Origin of the sequence: Microcosmobacter mediterraneus (genome assembly GCF_031846265.1) — a bacterium.
Lineage (GTDB): Bacteria > Bacteroidota > Bacteroidia > Flavobacteriales > Flavobacteriaceae > Microcosmobacter > Microcosmobacter mediterraneus.
On the sequence record NZ_JAVRIA010000009.1, the window covers coordinates 1 to 17,727 of the forward strand.

The 17,727-nt window shown below is 32.3% G+C and carries 14 protein-coding genes; 12 read left to right on the forward strand and 2 right to left on the reverse strand.

All coding sequences use genetic code 11. The features are described 5' to 3' along the window. Window positions 1-139: 139 nt before the first annotated feature. Complete coding sequence (gene hutH, locus RM697_RS12530) at window positions 140-1,651, reverse strand: histidine ammonia-lyase (RefSeq protein ID WP_311428245.1); 1,512 nt, start codon at window positions 1,649-1,651, stop codon at window positions 140-142. A gap of 124 nt (window positions 1,652-1,775) precedes the next feature. On the opposite strand from hutH, the gene RM697_RS12535 reads away from it, so the two are divergent. Further along, the gene (locus tag RM697_RS12535) at window positions 1,776-3,155 is read left to right on the forward strand and encodes a TlpA family protein disulfide reductase (protein WP_311428246.1); all 1,380 of its coding nucleotides are present in this window, start codon (window positions 1,776-1,778) and stop codon (window positions 3,153-3,155) included. Window positions 3,156-3,210: 55 nt separating this feature from the next. Here the strand turns inward: RM697_RS12535 and RM697_RS12540 are convergent, their stop codons facing one another. After that, the gene (locus RM697_RS12540) at window positions 3,211-4,758 is read right to left on the reverse strand and encodes an NAD(P)H-hydrate dehydratase (protein WP_311428247.1); all 1,548 of its coding nucleotides are present in this window, start codon (window positions 4,756-4,758) and stop codon (window positions 3,211-3,213) included. A 203-nt stretch (window positions 4,759-4,961) separates the two neighbouring features. Here RM697_RS12540 and thrA point away from each other — a divergent pair, with 203 nt between their 5' ends. From thrA to RM697_RS12595, 11 genes are all read left to right on the forward strand, one after another. Further along, a complete protein-coding gene (gene thrA, locus RM697_RS12545) occupies window positions 4,962-7,412 on the forward strand; it encodes a bifunctional aspartate kinase/homoserine dehydrogenase I (protein ID WP_311428248.1) in 2,451 nt (816 codons plus the stop codon). A gap of 1 nt (window position 7,413) precedes the next feature. Then, window positions 7,414-8,337 (forward strand): homoserine kinase, encoded by a 924-nt coding sequence (locus RM697_RS12550; RefSeq protein ID WP_311428249.1) that lies wholly within the window; start codon window positions 7,414-7,416, stop codon window positions 8,335-8,337. Further along, window positions 8,334-9,629, forward strand: a complete 1,296-nt coding sequence (thrC, locus tag RM697_RS12555) for a threonine synthase (protein ID WP_311428250.1) — start codon at window positions 8,334-8,336, stop codon at window positions 9,627-9,629. The genes RM697_RS12550 and thrC overlap by 4 nt, the downstream gene beginning before the upstream one ends. Window positions 9,630-9,632: 3 nt before the next feature. After that, a complete protein-coding gene (locus RM697_RS12560) occupies window positions 9,633-10,442 on the forward strand; it encodes a DUF1853 family protein (RefSeq protein ID WP_311428251.1) in 810 nt (269 codons plus the stop codon). A gap of 80 nt (window positions 10,443-10,522) precedes the next feature. After that, window positions 10,523-11,605: a glycine cleavage system aminomethyltransferase GcvT gene (gcvT, locus tag RM697_RS12565; RefSeq protein ID WP_311428252.1), complete on the forward strand. Its 1,083-nt coding sequence runs from the start codon at window positions 10,523-10,525 to the stop codon at window positions 11,603-11,605. Between the two features lie 24 nt (window positions 11,606-11,629). Beyond that, entirely contained in the window at window positions 11,630-12,460 is an 831-nt protein-coding gene (locus RM697_RS12570) for a sugar nucleotide-binding protein (RefSeq protein ID WP_311428253.1), read from the forward strand. A 51-nt stretch (window positions 12,461-12,511) separates the two neighbouring features. Beyond that, on the forward strand, window positions 12,512-12,802 hold the full coding sequence (locus RM697_RS12575) for a 4a-hydroxytetrahydrobiopterin dehydratase (RefSeq protein ID WP_311428254.1): 291 nt from the start codon (window positions 12,512-12,514) through the stop codon (window positions 12,800-12,802). A gap of 81 nt (window positions 12,803-12,883) precedes the next feature. Next, window positions 12,884-13,627: a YebC/PmpR family DNA-binding transcriptional regulator gene (locus RM697_RS12580; protein WP_311428255.1), complete on the forward strand. Its 744-nt coding sequence runs from the start codon at window positions 12,884-12,886 to the stop codon at window positions 13,625-13,627. Between the two features lie 64 nt (window positions 13,628-13,691). After that, on the forward strand, window positions 13,692-15,905 hold the full coding sequence (locus RM697_RS12585; RefSeq protein WP_311428256.1) for a RelA/SpoT family protein: 2,214 nt from the start codon (window positions 13,692-13,694) through the stop codon (window positions 15,903-15,905). Between the two features lie 26 nt (window positions 15,906-15,931). Further along, window positions 15,932-16,384 carry a Fur family transcriptional regulator gene (locus RM697_RS12590; RefSeq protein WP_311428257.1) on the forward strand — a complete coding sequence of 151 codons (453 nt, stop codon included), beginning with the start codon at window positions 15,932-15,934 and terminating at the stop codon, window positions 16,382-16,384. A gap of 6 nt (window positions 16,385-16,390) precedes the next feature. Continuing rightward, entirely contained in the window at window positions 16,391-17,665 is a 1,275-nt protein-coding gene (locus RM697_RS12595; protein WP_311428258.1) for an adenylosuccinate synthase, read from the forward strand. Window positions 17,666-17,727: the final 62 nt, after the last annotated feature.

Below are 17,727 nucleotides of genomic sequence, written 5' to 3' on the forward strand. Positions count from 1 at the left end.
AAAGAGAGGGGCTTTCCGAAGAATGTATTTTGTTTCCGTCGATACAAATACAGGTCAAAAATAAAATCAAAATCAATATACTACAAGAAAAAAATCACTTTTTTATCATATTTTCCACTTCATCAAAAGTATTATACAGTTAATCGAAAAGTAGATTATTTGTGATGCAAAATTCTTCGATGAAATGAACTGTTTTTTTTATGTGAAAGTGAAAAACTTCATCGTTTGTAACAAAATCTATATGATTTCTGTAAGTATTTAAGAATGAATCTATAAAGGTAGAAGATTTTAAAGGTTTTCTAAAGAATAAAGCTTGTGAAGCATTAAATAATTCTATAGCTAAAATAGTTTTCAAGTTCTTTATTAAATCATAACATTGAACTGCTGCATTTGCTCCCATACTAACATGATCTTCTTGTCCATTAGACGACACTATTGAATCAATACTAGCAGGCGTAGCTAATTGCTTATTTTTACTAACTATACTTGCTGCAGTATATTGAGGAATCATAAATCCTGAGTTTAATCCAGGATTTTCTACTAAAAAATTTGGCAATCCTCTTAAACCAGAAACTAGCTGAAACGTACGTCTTTCAGAAATATTACCAAGTTCTGCCATAGCAATCTTTAAATAGTCTAAAGCTATAGCTAACGGTTGACCATGAAAGTTACCTCCTGAAATAATCCTATCGGCCTCAACAAAAATATTTGGATTATCTGTTACAGAATTAAATTCAGTACTAAAAAGATTGGCTACATGATCTATAGCATCCTTAGTTGCACCATGTACTTGAGGAATACATCTAAATGAATATGGATCTTGCACATGCTTCTTTTCTTGAGAAATAATTTCGCTACCTTCGAGAAACTCTTTTATACGACTAGCTGTTTTAATCTGCCCATTATGTGGTCTTACAAAATGCACTAAATCATTAAATGGCTCTATTCTTCCATCATAAGCTTCTAAAGAAATGGTTCCAATTAAATCCGCTAAATACGATAGCTTATAACTCTCAATAAGATTACAAACACCATAGGCTGTCATAAACTGAGTTCCGTTTAATAAAGCCAATCCTTCTTTAGATTTTAATTGAATTGGTTCCCAATTCATAATATGTATTAACTCTTCACCTTTTACAATAGAATCTTTATGATATACTTCACCTTTACCAATTAATGGCAAGGCTAAGTGAGCTAGTGGTGCTAAATCTCCAGAGGCACCAAGTGATCCTTCTGTATAGATTACTGGAATAATATCATGGTTATAAAAATCGATAAGTCTTTGAACAGTGATTAACTGTACACCACTATGACCATAGCATAAAGATTGGACTTTAAGAAATAGCATTAATTTTACAACATGTTTAGGAACACGATCTCCTGTTCCGCATGCATGAGACATTACTAAGTTTTCTTGAAGTTTTTGCAAGTTCTCGTTAGAAACTTTAACATTATATAGCGAACCAAAACCTGTATTTATACCATAAATAGGTTTTTTTTCTTTTTTCATTCTATCATCTAGATATCTTCTACACGTTTCAATTCTCTGAATAGAACCATCAGATAATTTTAATTTCAAATTACTATTTAAGAGAGTGTTTATATCTTTTAGAGATAATCTTTTATTAGATATAATATGATATTCGTCCATGGTATTAAGTTATAAGTTCAAAAATCTGTAATACGACTATGTTTTGCAACTAATGTTAATAAGTAGTAAAATTTAGTGATTAATAGCTTTATACGTTATTTTTGGTTAAACAAACATAATTCTTATGAAAAAATTCACTGTTTTATTAGGCATACTTTTAGTGTTTACTTGTAAAGAAGAACCTAAAATAGATTATGCTGTAATCTCTGGGACAATAGAAAATAATGTAGCTGAAAAGCTTAGTATCGCTAATGACAACTTTAATCAAGAAATTACTGTAGAAAAAGAAACTGGCCTTTTTACTGATACGCTTCGCTTAGAAAAGGCAGGTTTCTATACTATTACAGTAGGTAGAGAATCTTCAGCCATGTATCTTAAAAATGGCAATAATCTTAGCATCACTTTAGATACTAAACAGTTTGACGAATCACTAAGTTATGAAGGAAAAGGCTCTGCTGAAAATAACTATTTAGCAGCTAAATATCTTAATAATGAAAAATTAAAAGGACAGTCTAATGAATTTTATAATTTAGCAGAAACAGACTTTAAAGTAAAGGTTAGTGACATTCAGAAAGCCAATGAAAACCTATTAGCTGAGGCTATAGAAGTTGATGAAAATTTTAAAAAGCTTGAAACTCAGAACCTAGAGTATGATACTTTTAGCTTATTAGATGGTTATGAAAGATCACATGCTTACTATACCAAGAAAAAAGATTTTAAAGTCTCAGAAAACTTTCTTCCAGAAAAACTTAAAACATTAGTTTTTGATAACATAGAAAGTTATGAATCTTCCAGTTCTTACAAAAATATGGCAATGGGTAAAGCTCTAGACAAAATTTTTGAAGATATGGGAGATGATTATCAAAATGCTTCAGCAGAGCATTTAAAATCTCTAGATAATGTAAAAATACCTGCTCTAAAAAATGAAACCATAAATTACTTAGCAAGTTTTATGATCTCGCCTGGTAATCCAAATATGGAAAGCCTATTTAACTATTTTACTTCAAATTCTACAGATGAAAAGTTCAAAGAAGAACTCGCTATGAACTTTGAAAAAGTAAAAGACTTAGTAAGAGGTAAACCTTCGCCTAAATTTGTAGATTACGAAAATCATAAAGGTGGCACAACATCTCTAGCAGATTTAAGAGGTAAGTATGTTTATGTAGATGTTTGGGCAACGTGGTGTGGTCCATGCAAAGTTGAAATTCCTTCGCTTAAAGAAGTGGAATCAAAATATCATGATAAGAATATTACATTTGTTAGCACCTCTATTGATAGAGCAAAAGATCATGAAGCTTGGATAAACATGGTAAATGACAAAGAACTTGGTGGTGTGCAATTATTTGCAGATAAAGATTGGAAATCTCAATTCGTTCAAGATTATAATATTAAAGGCATTCCTAGGTTTATTTTAATTGATCCTGATGGAAATATCGTTACTGCAGATGCACCAAGACCTTCAAATCCAAAATTAATTGAACTGTTTGAAGAATTAAAAATATAAATCCCAGAAATTAACTTAAAAAAAAGACTCATTAATTTAATGAGTCTTTTTTATTTTAGCTTTCTTCCTCAGCTTCAGTTTTTGGTTGCTCAGGCTGTTTAAATAAATCTATGTAAGCTTCTCCTAAATAATCTATAACATGAGAAGCTATCAAACTTTGGTATCCATAATCGACTAAAGCTAAATCGGCAGATCTTCCATGTAAATAAACTCCAAAGATTGAAGCATGCAAAGGTTCGTAGCCTTGAGCAATTAGTGATGTTATGATTCCCGTTAGTACATCACCTGTTCCTGCTGTTGCCAAACCAGGGTTTCCAGAAGAATTTACAAACATTTTTTCTCCGTAAACCGTAATCGTATGTGCACCTTTAATAACTAAAATACAACTATACTTTTTTGAAAAAGCTTTAGCTTTTTTAAGCTTATCAAAATCGTTAGACCATTTGCCAATTAAACGTTCTAGCTCCTTTGGATGTGGTGTAAGCACACTATCTTTTGGCATTAATTTTAAGAGTATCTTCTTTTTAGCTAAAAGATTTAAACCATCAGCATCAATGACTAAAGGTGCTTTGGTTTCTTTTAAATAAATCTCTAAAGCTTTTAAAGTTTTAGCCTCAGTACCCATTCCTATTCCTAAGCCAACAGCAGATGGCTCTATATCAATATTGATATTTTCTATACTATTTTCACCAGAATCAGAAATACACATTCCTTCTAGTAAATTAGTTTGTAGTATTTGAATTCCGCACTTAGGAACGTAAGATGTTACTAAACCACAACCCGTTGATAATGCACCTCTTGAAGCTAAAGCAACAGAGCCTATTTTCCCAAAACTTCCTCCAATAATCAAAACGTGACCATAAGTACCTTTATGTCCAAATTTTTCTCTTGGTTTGTAAAGCGGTAAAACTTCAAACTTACCAATAAATTCTGCCTCAGTTTCAGTTGTATATAAAAATTCAGGATCTATACCAATATCTAGTATTTCCCACTGTTGTGTATAGTTTGCTGTTTCTGGTAAAAAGAACACCAATTTAGGTGCTTGAAAACTCAGCGTATAATTTGCCTTTACAATGGCATCTTGATCACTTGTAACTTTATCTGTATATAATCCTGAAGGAATATCTATAGACAAAGTATAAGCAGCCGAAGCCTTAAAATGCTTAAACAAGGACTTAACCCAATCTGCAACTTCTTTATTTAAGCCAATACCAAAAACCGCATCAACTATAATATCTTCTTTTTGAATTGGCGGAAAATCTTCAGTACATTTTAATAGTACAGGCCAATCTTTAGTGGTACTTTTAATACGATCATAATTAATTAAAAAATCTTTAGATCGTTTATCACTATAATTTACAATATAGGTTTTAACATTGTAACCATGCGTTACTAAATGTCTTGCTAATACTAAACCATCTCCTCCATTATTACCAATACCACAAAACACATGAACAGGAACTTGTGCGCCTTGCATTCTCGTATGTAGCCAATTAAAAATCTGAATACCTGCACGCTCCATAAGTTCGGTGCTGGTAATGTTTTGGCGTTCTGCTGTTAATCTATCACCTTCATATATCTGTTCTTTAGAAAATATTTTCATAAGTAAATGCTTTGTTTTCAGATTTTAATACGCTTAAACGATATTATTTGTGATTCGTTCTAAAAAACCGCATTAAATTTTTTTATAATGGTAAAAATAATACATTTGAGATGCAATAGATAATAAAAAACTAGTGCGTGTAGGCATTTCAAAATTCTTATATTCTAAAGTGTTTATGCTCCAAATCAAAAAAACAAGAAAGCATGAGAGTGTTAAAGTTTGGCGGAACTTCGGTAGGTTCTGCAGAGATGATAACTAATGTTATCTCTATTTTACAAACCTATGCCAAGAAGGATAGAGTAATCTGTGTTGTTTCTGCCATTGGCGGAATTACAGATAAACTAATTGCTGCAGGTCATTTAGCTAAAGATAAAAACGAAAATTATATTCATAATTATAAAGCTATAAAAGATCAGCATTTATCTATAATTAAAGCATTAATTCCTGAGTCTAATGACACCATAACCAGAGAGATTAAAGCGCTTTTAACTGAGCTTAAAAATCTACTCGATGGTATATATCTAATTAACGAATTATCTCCAAAAACATCAGATAAACTTACAAGTTTTGGGGAGTTAATGTCATCATTAATTGTTGCTGAAGCTTTAAAATTTAATAAAATTAAAGCCACAAGGAAAAACTCCCAAGATCTCATAATAACTAATAACAAGTTTACAAAAGCAGATGTTAATTATATGATATCTCATAAAGCTATAAACGACTATTTTAATGACTCAAAGGAATCCATAACCGTTTTACCTGGCTTTATTTCAAAATCAGAATATGGTGAACCAACTACTCTAGGTCGAGGTGGATCTGATTTTACAGCTTCGATTGTAGCTTCTGCTTTAAAGGTAAATCAATTAGAAATATGGACAGATGTAAGTGGTATGTTTACCTCCAATCCTAAATTGGTAAAGCAGGCTATTCCTATTAAAAGTTTATCGTATCAAGAAGCCATGGAGTTGTCACACTTTGGCGCTAAAGTTTTATATGCTCCAACGGTTCAGCCAGCATTAGACGCTAAGATTCCTATTGTCATAAAAAACACATTAGATCCAGAAGCGGAAGGCACTTTAATTTCAGATGATATCGCATTAGTTAATAGTTCTCCTGTAAAAGGATTAAGCCATATAAGTGATATTGCATTATTAACATTGCAAGGTAGTGGTATGGTTGGTATTCCTGGTATATCAAAGCGCCTTTTTGAAACTTTAGCAAACGAAAAAATAAACGTTATACTTATTACACAAGCGTCCTCTGAACATTCTATATGTTTTGGGATTGAAAGTGCAGATGCTAAACGTGCTAAAAATGCTATTCATAAGACTTTTGAATTTGAAATTTCTCAGCACAAAATAGATCGATTAATAGTTGAAACTGATCTTTCTATTATCGCATTAGTAGGTGATAACATGAAAAATCATCAAGGTATAAGTGGTAGAATGTTTAGTAGTCTTGGTAAAAATAATATTAATATAAGAGCTATAGCTCAAGGCGCTTCTGAGCGAAATATTTCGGCTGTTATTGACAGTAATGATATTAAGAAAGCACTCAATTGTTTACACGAACGCTTTTTTGAGGATCATATTAAGCGCATGAACGTCTTTATTACTGGTGTAGGTAACGTTGGAGAACGTCTTATTGATCAAATTCGTAAGCAAGAAACATATCTTCACGATAATTTAAAAATGACGATAAAAATCGTTGGACTTTCTAACTCCAAAAAAATGGTGTTTAATGAAGACGGTCTAGATTTAGAACAATGGCCTTTTAAACTCAGAGATGATGGTGAAAATTCATCATTAAAAGGATTTTTAAAAAAAGCAGTAGAATTAAATTTAAGGAATAGTGTTTTTATAGATATCACAGCTAGTGATGCTGTAGCTAATATGTATGGAGACTATTTAAAACACAATATTGCTGTTATTGCATGTAATAAAATTGCCTGTTCTAGTGATTTTGATTTGTATCAAAACCTCAAGAGATTATCATTAAAATATAATGCGCCGTTTTTATACGAAACTAATGTTGGTGCAGGTTTACCAGTTATAGATACTTTAAATAATCTAGTAGCCTCAGGTGATAAAATTACGTCAATTCAGGCCGTTTTATCTGGAAGTCTAAATTTTATTTTCAACAACTTCAATGAACGTAAAAATTTCCACGATACTGTAAAACAAGCTCAATTTGAAGGCTACACAGAGCCAGATCCAAGAATAGATTTGAGCGGTATTGATGTAGCACGTAAAACCTTAATTTTAGCTAGAGAAAGTGGTATTCCTATGGAGGTAGACGATGTTACAAATGATTCATTTTTAACTGAAAACAATCTCAAAGCAAAATCTGTAGATGATTTTTACAAAACATTAAAAGCAGATGAACCACATTTTCAAAAGATATTTCAGGCTGCAAAACAAAAAGGATGTCGTCTAAAATATGTAGCAGAATACAAAAAAGGAAAATCTAGAATTGGTTTGAAGGAAATCGCAAAAGATCATCCATTTTACAATTTAGAAGGAAAAGATAATATCGTTATGTTCTACACCCAACGTTATCCTAAACAGCCAATGATTATTAAAGGCGCAGGTGCTGGTGCTGATGTAACTGCTTCAGGATTATTTGCAGATATTATTAGAATAGGAAATAACTAATATGCCAAAATCTGTAAAAATATTTTCTCCAGCAACCGTTGCAAATCTATCTTGTGGTTTTGACACACTTGGTGTCGCTTTAGATGGAAAAGGTGATACTATGATTTTTACAAAAACTGATAAGAACAAGGTTGTTATTACCAAAATTAAAGGCGCAAATTTGCCCTATGATATAAATCAAAATTTAGTCGGTGTTATTGCCCAAAAAATGCTCAACGAATCAAAAGCTGATTTTGGATTGGACATAGAAATATATAAGGGTTTTATACCTGGTAGTGGACTAGGCTCAAGTGCTGCTAGTGCTGCTGGTACTGCGTTTGGTGTAAATGTATTATTAGAAGGTAGATTTAACACTCTAGAACTTGTTAATTATGCTCGTTTAGGTGAAGAAGTAGCTTGTGGATCACCAATTGCAGATAATGTTTCTGCCGCTATTTATGGTGGTTTTGTTTTAGTAAGAAGTACTGACCCTTTAGATGTTATTTCTCTTCCTGTTCCTGATGACTTATTTATCACTGCATTGCATCCGCAGATAGAAATAAAAACTGAAGATGCTAGAACTATTTTACCAACAAAAGTTCCTTTAAAAGATGCCATTAATCAGTGGGCAAATGTTGGTGCATTAGTTAGTGCATTATACTCTAGTGACTATCAATTACTCCAAAGAGCTTTAAAAGATTACATCGTTGAACCTTACAGAAAGCAATTAATTCCTCACTTTGATGACCTAAAAAAAGCTGCACTTCAAGCTGGTGCATTAGGCGCAGGAATTTCTGGTGCAGGTCCAACAATCTTTGCTTTGTCTAAAGGAGAAAAACTCAGCTATGAGGTTTTAGAAGCAATGGGACAATCCTATAAAAACAAAGGTATAGACTTTAATATATTTAATTCTAAAATAAGCACTAAAGGTGTTCGGTTAATATGAACTATTATAGCTTAAATAGAAAAGTGCCAATAGCCTCGTTTAAAGAGGCTGTAATTAAAGGCTTAGCGGCAGATAGAGGGCTATATTTCCCTGAATCTATTAAATCTTTACCTAATTCATTTTTTGAAAATATAGATCAACTTAGTAATACCGAAATTGCTTTTGAAGCTATCAAACAATTTGTGCTTCCTGAAATTTCGGAACTGGAGCTTAAACATATTATCAATGAAACTTTGTCCTTTGAATTTCCTGTTATTAAAATCAATGATAAAATTTCAACTTTAGAATTATTTCATGGACCTACGATGGCTTTTAAAGATGTTGGTGCACGTTTTATGGCAAGATGTTTAGGGCACTTTAACCAAGATAACACTGAAGAGGTAACCGTTTTAGTAGCTACCTCTGGTGATACTGGTGGTGCAGTAGCTAATGGATTTCTTGGCGTAAAAGGCGTAAACGTTGTCATTCTTTATCCTTCAGGTAAAGTAAGTGATATTCAAGAAAAACAACTAACAACCCTTGGCCAGAACATTACTGCATTAGAAGTCGATGGCGTTTTTGATGATTGCCAAAATATGGTTAAACGTGCTTTTTTAGACGAAGATTTGACTGATAAAATGCAACTAACCTCAGCAAATTCTATTAATGTTGCTCGATGGTTACCACAATTATTTTACTTTCTTTTTACTTACAAAAAATTATATAAAACCCATCAAAATATCGTTTTCACAGTACCTAGTGGAAATTTTGGAAATATCTGTGCAGGTATGATTGCGCAACAATTAGGTATGCCTGTAAAGCATTTTGTAGCTGCCAATAACGCCAACCATGTTGTTACAGATTATCTTCAAACACAAGACTATAATCCAAAACCAACGACAGCAACCATTAGCAATGCTATGGATGTTGGTAATCCTAGTAATTTTGCCCGTATTCAAGAGATTTACAATAACAACTTTAACACCTTAAAATCTAATTTATCATCTTATCATTTTTCGGATGAAGACACTAAAAATGCCATGTTAGAACTCTTTAATAAATACAACTATGTAGCAGATCCTCATGGTGCAGTTGGCTATTTAGGATCAAAAGAATTTTTAAAGACAAATCCAGATGCGCATTGTGTCTTTTTGGAAACTGCACATCCTGTGAAATTTTTAGATGTTGTAGAAGAGGTTATTAAGGAGAAGCAAGAATTACCAAAGCAGATTAAAGCTATAATACATAAAGAAAAAGTAGCAACAAAAATTGCATCTTATAATGAATTAAAGGACTTCTTACTTGGCACATAAATTATGTCTATTAATAGCACTACTGAATTACAATTCAATGGTTTTCTCAATACTCCAAACCTCTGGAAAAAAGAAAACCCATTAGGTGTAAATAATTTAGAATTAAACTTAAATTATCATTGTAATAATCTAATAATCAAAAAAAAAAATCGTTTAGGAAAACTTGCAGAACAATTCGTAATCCATTGCCTAAAACAAGATGATTCGGTTAAGTTACTCGCTGAAAGTCTACAAATACAACAAAATAAAACCACCATAGGTGAAATTGATTGCCTATTTATCAAAAAAAATAAACCAATACATTTAGAAATTGTTTATAAATTTTATCTCTATGAGCATACTTTTGGTAATACTGAATTAAAACGTTGGATTGGTCCAAATCGTAATGATACTCTAATTAAAAAACTAGAGAAATTACAAACCAAACAGTTCCCGCTCTTATACAACCAAAACACGAAACCATATTTGCAAAACTTAGGTTATAAAGCAGATGATTTTTTACAACAACTATGCTTTAAAGCGCAATTATTTGTGCCATATGATTTAGAACTTCCAAAATTTGAATTACTAAATACCGATTGTGTTCAAGGTATTTACATAAAAAGAAACAACCTAGATGTTTTTGAGGGCTGTAGTTTCTATATTCCTACTAAACTTGATTGGTTATTAGAAATTAATCCTCAAGTAAATTGGTTAAGCTTTGAAGAATTTAAAAAACTAGTAGAAATTTCACTAAAAGCACATCGCTCGTCTTTATGTTGGATTAAACATTCTAACAATAATTATTCAAAATGTTTTGTCGTGTGGTGGTAAAAACCGAATCAAATTAACTTATTTCATCTTCTATAAACATTCAAAATTTCAGTAAATTTGTCAACAAAAATTTATATGTCATGAAAGACACTGCATTATCTAAAACACATGAAACTTTAGGCGCAAAAATGGTTCCTTTTGCTGGCTATAACATGCCTGTACAATACGAAGGCGTAACCATTGAGCACGAAACCGTTAGAAATGCTCTAGGTGTATTTGATGTTAGTCATATGGGTGAATTTTTGATAGAAGGACCTTATGCTCTAGATCTTATTCAAAAGGTAAGCAGTAATGACGCTAGTAAATTAATAGTTGGCAAAGCGCAATACAGTTGCTTGCCTAATGATACTGGTGGAATCGTAGATGACCTCATTATCTATAAAGTAAAGGAAGAAACTTATTTGCTCGTTGTTAATGCAAGTAATATTGAAAAGGACTGGAACTGGATTAGCTCAAAAAATGACGTTGGCGCAAAAATGCGAGACTTATCTGAGGATTATTCCCTCTTAGCCATACAAGGTCCAAAAGCTGTTGAAGCCATGCAAACTCTTAGTTCTAATGATTTATCAGCAATTAAATTTTATAATTTTATTGTTGGAGATTTTGCAGGTATAGACCATGTCATTATTTCGGCAACAGGTTATACAGGAAGTGGAGGATTTGAAATCTATTGTAAAAATTCTGAAGTAAAACAGATTTGGGATAACGTTTTAGAAGCTGGAAAAGATCTAGGTATTAAGCCTATAGGATTAGCAGCAAGAGACACCTTAAGACTAGAAATGGGTTATTGTTTATATGGCAATGATATTGATGATACTACCTCTCCAATCGAAGCTGGGCTGAGCTGGATTTGTAAGTTTAATAAATCTTTTACAAACTCTGAAGCTTTAGAAAATGAAAAACGTAGAACACCAGAACGTAAGCTTATCGCTTTTGAGTTAGATGATCGTGGTATTCCTAGGCAAGGTTATAATATTGTAGATAGCTCAGGTAAAACTATTGGCAATGTAACATCAGGCACAATGAGTCCTAGTATGAATAAAGGTATTGGACTAGGTTATGTCCCAATGGTTTTTTCTGATGTCGGAAGTAAAATAAACATTCAGATACGAAAGAAAACCATTCCTGCTACAGTCGTAAAACTTCCATTTTACAAAGGCTAGAACAACGTTTTTTTAGAAGGATAAATGAAGGAGAACACACAAAAACATCGTATACTTATACTAGGAGCAAGTGGTTTTTTAGGTCAAGCTATTTATAAAGAACTTTGCTCCTATTTTAAAACTTTTGGCACTTATTTTACACCAAATACTAGTTTTGAAAACAATAAGCATTTCTTTCATTTTAATATCGAAGAAGACGATATTTATGAAATTCTAAACATCACTAAACCAAGCATAATTATCTCTTCTCTTCGTGGTGATTTTCATGCACAAACCATAGCACATCAGCATGTAACTGAATATATATCAGAGCACGATTGTAAAATAATTTTTCTCTCATCTGCCAATGCTTTTGATGCTTACAGTAAATATCCAAGCTATGAAATAGATAAAACATTAAGTCATAGTATTTATGGACATTTTAAAATTAAAATTGAAAACATGCTACTTCGTCTTCCGAAGAAAAAAGTAGCAGTTTTACGATTACCTATGGTTTTTGGTCAGCAATGCCCAAGGATTAGAGAAATAAAACAACGCGTTGCTGAGAATGAGGCTGTAGAAATTTTCCCTAATCTTATTATGAATGTGTCCTTAGACTCTAAAATAACGCAGCAGATACATTATATCATTAACAGAAAAAAATATGGAGTATTTCATCTAGGTAGTATAGATTTAGTGCATCATGATGAGTTTATTAAAGACATCATTAAACTAGTATCACCTAAAAAAGTTACTTACAAACAAGTTTATACCACCAATCAAGATCGCTATTTAGCAGTTCTTCCTAAATACAATAAACTTCCAAAACATTTACAAATTACAAGTTCAAAAGTGTTAGAAGAACTTAACAAATAATGAGTTATAGTTCTTTTTTTTAAGTAACTTTAAACAACCAAAACTCAAATTATGGAAGCATTATCAGAAGACCTTATAGAAAAAAAATTACTTCACTTCCCAGATTGGGAATACCATGAAAATGCAATTTGGGCAGAATTTGAATTTGATAGTTTTAAAGACTGTTTTAGTGCTATGAGTAGAATTGCCTTTGAATGTGAGGCCTTAAATCATCATCCTAATTGGAGTAATGCTTATAATGTGCTTACCATTTCTTTGTCTACTCACGATGCTAATGGTGTTACTATTAAAGACTTTAAACTTGCCGAAGCCATTGAAGCCATAGTAGAAGTTCAAGAATAATTTGCATTTACGTCTTATCGTTTTAAATTTGCCTAAAGCCAAATTTAATACTGGCCTATAAATCAATAATATCTAAATTCTATGGGAAGAGCTTTTGAATTCCGTAAAGCACGAAAAATGAAACGTTGGTCTGCCATGAGTAAAGCCTTTACTCGTATTGGCAAAGACATTGTCATGGCTGTAAAGGAAGGTGGTCCTGATCCAGATAGTAATTCTAGACTTAGAGCTGTTATACAGAATGCTAAATCTGTTAATATGCCAAAAGATAATATTGAGCGTGCAATAAAACGTGCTAGCGATAAAAATCAGGGCGATTATAAAGAAGTGATTTTTGAAGGTTACGCACAGCATGGTATAGCTGTACTTATTGAAACAGCAACAGACAACAATACAAGAACTGTAGCTAATGTTCGTTCTTATTTTAATAAGTGCGATGGTAGTTTAGGTACATCTGGTTCTGTAGTTTTTATGTTTGATCATACCTGTAATTTCAAAATTAAAGGTGAGGAATTAGATCTTGAAGAATTAGAATTAGAACTTATTGATTTTGGCGTTGAAGAAATTTTTGAAGATACAGACGAAGACGAAGAAGGAAATGAACTTACTAGTATTATGATCTATGCACCTTTTGAAAGCTTTGGAAGTATTCAATCCTATTTAGAAAACAACACTATTGAAATAATTTCATCTGGTTTTGAACGTATTCCACAGGTCACAAAAAAATTAACTCCAGAGCAAGTAGAGGATGTTGAAAAACTCATAGAAAAGCTTGAAGACGACGACGATGTGCAGAATGTCTACCACACCATGGAAGAAACTCCTTAAAATCAGTTTTATATTTTCAATTATTACTATTGCCTAATACATTTGTTATTGCTACTTTAGTTTTATGACTGAAGAGGCTATTGAAAAAGAAAACGCTGAGATTGCAAAAGCTTACAAAGAACTCCTTAAAGTAAGCTATAGATCACTTTCTGCAAAAGACAAAAAACTGATAAGAAGTGCCTTTGATGTTGCTGTAGATGCACATAAAGATCAGCGAAGAAAGTCTGGTGAGGCTTATATTTTTCATCCCATAGCTGTTGCAAAAATCGTAGCTCAAGAAATCGGACTAGATGCTACCTCAATAGCAGCAGCTTTACTTCATGATGTTGTAGAAGACAACGAAAATTATACCATTGCTGATATTGAACGTTTATTTGGCGAAACTGTTGCCAGAATAGTTGATGGCCTTACTAAAATTTCATCCTTAAAAAAAGAAGCAGATGTATCTCTTCAAGCAGAAAATTTTAGAAAAATGCTGCTAACTTTAAATGACGATGTTCGTGTTATTATTATAAAAATAGCGGATCGTTTGCACAACATGCAAACTATGGATTCTATGCGATCTAACAAGCAAGTTAAAATAGCTTCAGAGACCTTATATATATATGCTCCTCTTGCACATAGAATAGGACTTTACAACATTAAAACCGAGCTTGAAGATTTAGGGCTAAAGTACACTGAACCAGATGTGTATAATGACATCCTCAATAAAATGGAGGAAACAAAAGAGGATCAATCAATATACATAAAAGACTTTAGTAAAGTTATAGAAGATTCTCTTAATAGTGAAGGTTTAAATTATGAAATAAAGGGAAGGCCAAAATCTATTTATTCTATAAGAAGAAAAATGATAAAGCAAGGTGTAGTCTTTGATGAAGTCTATGATAAATTTGCTGTAAGAATCATTTATAAATCTGATGAAGCCAATGAGAAATTTTTAGCTTGGAAGATATATTCCATAGTAACAGACCATTTCACACCCAACCCAACACGATTAAGAGATTGGATTTCATCACCAAAATCAACGGGTTACGAAGCCTTACATATCACTGTTGTAGGACCTCAACAAAAATGGGTAGAAGTGCAAATACGAAGTGAGCGTATGAATGAAATTGCCGAGAAAGGCTATGCAGCTCACTACAAATACAAACAAGGCACATCGGCAAATATAGATGATGCTTTAGATACTTGGGTAGATAAACTACAAGAAGCGTTAGAAAACAATGAAACTAATGCTGTAGACTTTGTAGAACAGTTTAAATTAAACCTCTACTCTAAAGAAATATTTGTATTCTCACCTCTAGGCGATTTAAAAAAATTACCTAAAGGTGCAACACCTCTAGATTTTGCTTTTAGTATACATACAGAAGTTGGTATGCATACACGTGGTGCCAGAGTAAATGGAAAGCTAGTTCCGCTTAGTCATGAACTTCAAAGTGGAGATAGAGTTGAAATTTTGACTTCAGATAGTGCCAAACCAAACTCCAACTGGTTAGATTATGCCAAAACAGCTAGAGCCCGAAGTAAAATAAAATCATCTTTAAAAGATGAAAACAAAGCTATTGCAGAAGATGGAAAAGAAATTTTAAGACGAAAGCTAAAACAACTAAAGCTTACACTCAATGAAAAAACTGTAAATGAACTAGTAAGTTATTTTAAATTAAGTACCTCATTAGATTTATTTTATCGTGTAGGCATAGGTTCAATAGATAATAAGATGCTCAAAGAATTTGCAGCATCAAGAAGCAATGCTATTGTAAGTTTTATTAAAAATAGAATTAGAAAACCAGATACACCTAAAGATATCGATAAAGAGGAAATTACCTCAAAATACGATATGTTAGTTTTTGGTAAAGAAGAAGAACGTCTAAACTATACATTATCTAACTGCTGTAGTGCAATTCCTGGAGACAAAGTATTTGGTTTTGTTACCATAAATGATGGTATTAAAGTACATAAGAATAATTGTCCAAATGCATTAAGCCTTCAGTCAAATTACGCATATAGGATTATGCAAGCCAAATGGATAGACAGTTCAAAACAAGAATACACATCTCAGATTACACTTTCTGGAATAGATGATCTAGGCTTAGTAAATGACATAACTAAAATGATTTCCTCTAACATGCATGTTAACATGAAAAGTATAAGTTTTACAAGTGATGATGGCGTATTCTCAGGTAAAATAACTGTAGTGGTAAAAAATAAAAACATGCTAAAAAAACTTATAGATAACCTCAAAAAAATTAATGGTATTCACAAAGTAACTAGAGTGTAAAATTTGTGTAAATTTGCAGCGCATTTATGAGTAAAAAAGCAAAGGATACGGATCAGGAAATTGTAAAAGATGTATTTACAAAATTCCTCGAAGATAATGGTCATCGTAAAACACCTGAACGCTATGCTATACTTCAGGAAATTTATGATAATGATGAGCATTTTGATATAGAATCTCTCTACATTAAAATGAAAAATAAGAACTATCGTGTTAGTAGAGCTACACTATACAATACTATAGAACTTCTACTCGATTGTGCTCTGGTTCGCAAGCACCAATTTGGTCAAAGCCAAGCGCACTACGAAAAATCATTCTTTGACAAACAGCACGATCATGTTATCCTTACAGATACAGGAGAAGTTATAGAGTTTTGTGATCCACGAATTCAATCTATAAAAAAAACTATTGAAGAAGTTTTTGATATAGAAATCCACAATCATTCACTCTACTTTTACGGAAACAAAAAAGAAACTAACTAAATTTTTATGGCAGTAGATCTACTACTAGGATTACAATGGGGCGACGAAGGCAAAGGAAAAATTGTTGATGTGCTCACCTCCAAATATAATATTATTGCACGCTTTCAAGGAGGACCAAATGCTGGTCACACCTTAGAATTTGATGGTATAAAACATGTTTTAAGAACTATTCCTTCTGGAATTTTCCATGACAAATCTATCAATGTCATTGGAAATGGTGTAGTTATAGACCCTGTGGTTTTTGTACAAGAGTTGGATGGCTTAGATCAATTTAACTTAGATTATAAATCAAAACTTATAATCTCAAGAAAAGCGCATGTCATTTTACCAACACATCGTTTACTAGATGCTGCTTCAGAAACTTCAAAAGGTAAGGCAAAGATTGGTTCAACCTTAAAAGGTATTGGCCCAACATATATGGACAAAACTGGTCGTAATGGCATTAGAGTTGGTGATCTAGAATTGGATCATTGGAAAGATAAATATAGAGCTTTAGCCAATAAACACGAAGCTATGATTGGATTCTACAATGTAGATATTCAATACAACCTAAAAGAATTGGAGGAAGAGTTCTTTAGTGCTGTTGAACGTCTTAAAAAATTACAATTTATAGATAGCGAAGAGTATCTTAACCAAGCAATCAAAAACGGAAAACCTATTTTAGCAGAAGGCGCTCAAGGCTCTTTACTAGATATCGATTTTGGCACTTACCCTTTTGTAACTTCATCTAACACTACAGCTTCAGGAGCTTGCACAGGATTAGGTGTAGCGCCTAACAAAATAGGAGAAGTTTTCGGAATTTTTAAAGCTTATACGACACGAGTTGGTTCTGGACCATTCCCAACTGAGTTATTTGATAAAACTGGAGCCGAAATGGCTCGTATTGGTCATGAGTTTGGAGCTGTTACTGGGAGACCTCGTCGTTGTGGTTGGTTAGATTTGGTTGCACTTAAATACGCTTGCCAAGTTAATGGAGTAACGCAATTAAGCATGATGAAAGGCGACGTACTATCTGGTTTCAAAACTTTAAAAGTATGTACTGCTTATAATTATAAAGGTAAAACTATTACGCATTTACCATACAACATAGAGTCTGAAAACGTCACTCCTATTTATACAGAATTTAAAGGCTGGAAAGAAGATTTAACAAAGATGCGACATGTATCAGAATTTCCTTCAGAATTAAATGATTATATAGAATTTTTAGAGAAAGAATTAGAAATTCCAATTACAATAGTTTCTGTTGGTCCTGATAGAACTCAGACCATAAATAGAGGATAACAATAAGTCAGGCATAGCTATTGTTAAATTATATGTTAACACATACTAAGTCGTATTTCTAA